General features: G+C 45.6%; 6 protein-coding genes. All 6 read right to left on the minus strand.

Annotation, left to right across the window (positions count from 1 at the left end):
- The coding region (locus QTO00_RS13995; protein ID WP_331425349.1) for a heavy metal translocating P-type ATPase at positions 1-1908 on the minus strand (1908 nt) is incomplete at its 3' end.
- A 6-nt stretch (positions 1909-1914) separates the two neighbouring features.
- Positions 1915-2394 (minus strand): FixH family protein, encoded by a 480-nt coding sequence (locus tag QTO00_RS14000; protein WP_331425350.1) that lies wholly within the window; start codon positions 2392-2394, stop codon positions 1915-1917.
- A 105-nt stretch (positions 2395-2499) separates the two neighbouring features.
- The gene (gene ccoP, locus QTO00_RS14005) at positions 2500-3477 is read right to left on the minus strand and encodes a cytochrome-c oxidase, cbb3-type subunit III (RefSeq protein ID WP_331425351.1); all 978 of its coding nucleotides are present in this window, start codon (positions 3475-3477) and stop codon (positions 2500-2502) included.
- A complete protein-coding gene (locus tag QTO00_RS14010) occupies positions 3474-3650 on the minus strand; it encodes a cbb3-type cytochrome oxidase subunit 3 (protein ID WP_004745916.1) in 177 nt (58 codons plus the stop codon). The genes ccoP and QTO00_RS14010 overlap by 4 nt, the downstream gene beginning before the upstream one ends.
- A gap of 14 nt (positions 3651-3664) precedes the next feature.
- The gene (ccoO, locus tag QTO00_RS14015; RefSeq protein WP_331425352.1) at positions 3665-4285 is read right to left on the minus strand and encodes a cytochrome-c oxidase, cbb3-type subunit II; all 621 of its coding nucleotides are present in this window, start codon (positions 4283-4285) and stop codon (positions 3665-3667) included.
- 13 nt (positions 4286-4298) lie between these two features.
- On the minus strand, positions 4299-5502 hold a 1204-nt coding region (gene ccoN / locus QTO00_RS14020; protein ID WP_331425353.1), incomplete at its 5' end, for a cytochrome-c oxidase, cbb3-type subunit I.

Here is a 5502-nt window from a genome sequence, read left to right on the forward strand (position 1 = left end):
CAGGGTTACCTTAACCCCAGAATTTTTAAACTTTTCAACAAAATGTTTAGTTTCCAAGCGGATAGGATCGCGATAGCTAAAGCTCGCCACATGCTTGCCATCGATAGAGAGGTAAACCGTATTTGCTTTTGAAACAGTATCTTCACCTAAAACAAACTGAGCGCTGCCAATCTTAACCTCGCAGTTTTTATATTGGCCATGGATACCAGAGCCAATGATATTTTCAACATCTTCGACGACAACATTGACATCTAAATAGGGTCTGAACGCACGTGCAATCGGGTGGTTGGCGTGAGATTCTAACGATGCAGCGACGGCTAATGCTTCTTCTTTAGTTAGTTCAGATTGAAGATCGACACTATCAATCTCGATGTCACCATGAGTCAGGGTTCCGGTTTTATCAACGATAAGGTGGTTTACCTTGCACAGAGTTTCAAACACATGACTTTTCCGCAGTAGGATACCCAAATTGCCCATGCGAGAAGTTGCACAAGTCAGTGCTGTAGGCGTTGCTAGGGAGAGTGCACAAGGACAGGTAGCGACCAAAACTGATAGCATGATCCAAAACGCATCATCTGGCTTGCTTGAATGCCAAAACAACCAGGTACCCGCGGCAATTATCAAAATAACCGCCACAAAGTAACGCGCGACGATGTCGGCGATCTCAGCGATTTTCGGCTTTGAAAGCTGAGCCTCGTCTTGCAAACGTACGATATTAGAGATCATCGAGTCAGCCTTTGAGGACATCACCTCTAACTCAAACGACTCTTCACCGTTAAGTGTACCAGCAAATACATGATCACCTGACTGCTTGACCACTGGTAGGGATTCACCTGTAAGCATAGACTCATCAATATGTACGCGGCCATTGAGGATTTTGCCGTCCGCGGGAATATGTTCACCAGGCAACACGCGAATTTGATCGCCTACCTTAAGAGTTTTAACTGGAACCTGGTCACCATTGAGTTTATTGGCAATTGCAGGGATCAGTTTTAGCAGGTTACCACTTGCCGCTGCCGCTTTACGACGCGCTCGCATCTCTAGGAATCGTCCAACCAACAGGAAGAAAGCAAACATAGAGATAGATTCAAAGAACACTTCTCCTTGCTCTGTGACCGTCGCAACGAGGCTTGCGCAGTAGGCAAATATCATCGCAATCGATACTGGCACATCCATACCAAGTGTTCGACTTCTAATACTCCGCCAAGCATTGATGTAAAAGGGAAGCGCAGAGTAGAGCATCACTGGCGTCGCGAAGATCAAGCTAACCCAACGAAAGTAGTTCTTAAACTCTGGTTCGAGATCACCAAACACCTCGAGATAGAGCGCCACAGCGAGCATCATAACTTGCATGGTTGCAAGCCCTGCAATACCTAGGCGATACAAGTACTGCTTCATTTGCTGATGGTAGGCTGCTTCTTGTTTATCTGCCTCAAAAGGGGCGGCTTTATAACCGAGCTGATGAATAGCTGAGAGTATTTCACTGAGCCTAGCTTGAGATTTATCCCATGCTAACAGTGCACGGTTAGTAGTGGTATTAACCCGAATAGAGAGTACACCGCTTTTAGACGACACTTGTTTTTCGATTAACCAGGCACAAGCAGCACAAGAAACCCCTTCAAGTGACAATGTCACCTCTGAGCTATCTTTACTGTTGCGAACAAACTCAGACTGCACATCATCATTGTCATAATGGATCAGGGCCTGCAACTGCTCAGGGACAAGATCGGCTTTCTCCGCAGGAGCGGTTCGATATTGATAATAGGAAACTAAACCACTGTCTACGATAGTCTGAGCGACTGTCTCGCAACCAGGGCAGCACATTTGACGTACTTCACCCAAAATTTCGACTTTGAAATCCGTGTTGGCTGGTACATCTTCACCACAGTGATAACAGGATTTGCACATAAGCGATTAATTCGATAGTTGAACGGGAGTTGTCGTTGGGAATGTAACTCGACCTTGCACTAACCACTGCTGATCATGTGGGGTTAACTCAATAAACCAAGGGCCTTGTAACTCGCTATCTAATGACAAGCGATAGTTTCCTTGGGCGTCTGATGTTAATAACTGAGTGAAATCACGATCCGGTAGAGTGCGGTGCGCAAACATCACCGTAATCGCTGGGAAATGATCGAGCTGGCCCTTATCGAAAGCGATAATGACATCATCGCCTTCAGAATAGGCTGATGCACTTAACTCAAGTTCTTTGGCGACATTCTGCTTGGAAATGTCGACATTAATGCCTTTTCCTTTTTTATAGTAATCCTCAGTAACCAAAGACATCGAGTTCTGAGAGAAAACAATAACTGTAACGATTGTCCAAACAACAACAGTAAGCGGCAAAATGATCAGGAACCACGGCCAAAACTGCTTATACCAAGGCTTTACCATAAAAAAGTTCTCAATGAAAAATGAAATAAATTAGGGCTTTAACTGTAAAGGAAAGACAGCCCCTTTGCCATCGATAGAGAGTAAGGGGCTGTTATAGAAGTGTTACTAATTGTCAGAGTTGCTTAGGCTCCAAACGTAAGCAGACACAAGTTGAACTTTATCTTCGCCTAGAATATCTTTCCAAGCTGGCATTACACCAGAACGACCGTTCATAACTGTTTCTGTTACGTCTGCGCGTGAACCACCGAACAACCAGTCTTGGTCAGTTAGGTCAGGTGCACCCACTGCTGGGTTACCTTTACCATCTGTACCATGACAAGCCGCACACACAACAAAGCGAGCTTTACCAGCTTCTGCTTCACGAGCGTTCACAGAGCGTCCGGATAGGCTTAGCGTATAGCTAACCACTTCTTTCACACCTTGTTCACCCAAGGCATCTTTCCAGCTAGGCATTTGGCCAATACGACCCTGCATAACGGTAGTTACGATAGCCTCTGGTTCACCACCATATAGCCAAGCGTCGTCAGTCAGGTTAGGGAAACCTTTTAGACCACGAGCATCTGAACCATGACACTGTGAACAGTTCTGTAGGAACAAACGTTGCCCAACTTTCACTGCTTCATTATCCGCTGCAATTTCTGGGATAGGGCGCAGTTCAGTTGAACCATCTACGTATGCAAGCTTTTTAAATGCTTCACCAAAATAGGTTTCTGCATCATCAAGCTCTTTTGCGTACTGAACAAGCTGTTTATTCTCTTGAGACGTTGAGATTGACGCTTTTGACTCTTCAACGGTGCGAACGGTTTGGTCAGAACTCTGCCAACCAAGAAAGCCCTTGAAGTTACCTAAACCTGGGTATAAAGCTAGGTATATTGCGGCAAAAATAAACGTACCAACGAACAGATAAGTCCACCACTTAGGCAGTGGGTTGTTTAGCTCACGAATACCATCGTATTCATGACCCATATCTGCACCTTCTTCAACGCCCATTTTATCTTTCAGGCACCAAAAAAGGAGCGCTGCACAGCCGACCAGTGTACCGACCGTGATGATGATTATCCAAAGACTCCAAAATGTCGTCATTGCTTAGTCACTCCTTGTTCTTTTTCAGGCGCTTTCTGCTCATCAGCAAAAACAAGGTTTGCGGCTTCATCAAAGCGTGCTTTACGGCTTTTACCGTAAGCCCACCAAACCACTCCTAGAAAGCTAACGAATAGAACTATGGTCCAAATACTGTGAATAGTACCGATATCCATATGTCACCTCTTTATTACTTCATTGCGTGACCAAGAGACTGAAGATAAGCGATGATGGCATCCATCTCGGTTTTACCTTCTACATCTTTAGACGCATTTGCGATTTGCTCATCAGTGTATGGAACACCAAACATGTCACGGAAGATTTCTAGCTTCTTCTGAGTGTCCTTTCCATCAAGAACATTTTCTGCAAGCCATGGGAAACCAGGCATGTTTGACTCAGGAACCAACTCACGTGGGTCGATCAGGTGAACGCGATGCCACTCATCAGAGTAACGACCACCAACACGCGCCAGATCCGGACCAGTACGTTTAGAACCCCATAGGAATGGGTGCTCGTATACACTTTCACCAGCAACAGAGTAGTGACCGTAGCGCTCAGTTTCAGAGCGGAAAGGACGAATCATCTGGCTGTGACATACGTTACAACCTTCACGGGTGTATACGTCACGACCTTCCATTTCAAGCGCTGTGTAAGGACGAAGGTTCTCTACAGGCTCAGTGGTTTGCTTTTGGAATATCAGCGGAGTGATCTCAACAAGAGCACCTAAACTGATTGCAAAAACGATAAGAATCGCGAGTAAACCGACATTGCGTTCTACAATTTCGTGGCGATTGTTAGAATTAGAACTCATTCTTTAAATCTCCTTATGCCGGCTGTGGGATAGCTTTTAGACTATCTTTAGGCGCAGTTACCGTTTTGTACGTGTTGTATGCCATTAAGAACATACCTGCTAGGAAAATAAATCCACCTAGGAAACGTACAAAGTAGAATGGGTAAGACGCTTCTACAGACTCTACAAAGCTGTAAGTCAACGTACCGTCAGAATTAACTGCACGCCACATCAGACCTTGCATAACACCCGAGATCCACATCGCCACGATGTATAGCACAGTACCGATAGTTGCTAACCAGAAGTGAGTATTGATTAGGCTAACTGAGTACATGCGCTCTTGACCGAACAGGCGAGGAACCAAGTGGTATACCGAACCGATAGATACCATAGCAACCCAACCTAACGCGCCAGAGTGTACGTGGCCGATAGTCCAGTCAGTGTAGTGAGACAGAGCATTCACTGTCTTAATAGACATCATTGGCCCTTCAAACGTAGACATACCGTAGAACGATAGAGAAACGATTAGGAAACGTAGAATAGGGTCATAACGAAGTTTGTGCCATGCACCAGACAGAGTCATGATACCGTTGATCATACCACCCCAAGAAGGAGCAAATAGAACTAGCGACATCACCATACCTAGCGACTGCGTCCAATCTGGAAGTGCAGTGTAGTGAAGGTGGTGAGGACCAGCCCAAATGTATAGAGAAACCAACGCCCAGAAGTGAACGATAGACAAACGGTATGAATAAACAGGACGTTCAGCTTGTTTCGGGACGAAGTAATACATCATACCTAGGAAACCAGCTGTCAGTAAGAAACCTACCGCGTTGTGTCCGTACCACCACTGAACCATGGCGTCGACCGCACCAGAATAAATCGAATACGATTTACCCATAGAGACAGGGATAGCCATGCTGTTAACGATATGAAGTACCGCAACTGTGATAATAAAGGCACCGAAGAACCAGTTTGCTACGTAGATGTGGGATGTCCTACGAGTTATCAATGTTCCAAAGAACACGATAGCGTAAGAGACCCAAACAACCGCGATAGCGATGTCGATAGGCCATTCTAGCTCAGCGTACTCTTTACCTGAGGTAAAACCCAAAGGTAGAGTGATCGCTGCTGCCAAAATAATGGCTTGCCAACCCCAGAAGGTGAAGGCGACGAGGGGACCACCAAATAGACGAGTTTGACAGGTGCGCTGAACAACGTAATAAGACGTTGCGAAT

Origin of the sequence: Vibrio sp. M260118 (assembly GCF_036533755.1) — a bacterium.
In the GTDB taxonomy this organism is placed as follows: Bacteria; Pseudomonadota; Gammaproteobacteria; order Enterobacterales; family Vibrionaceae; genus Vibrio.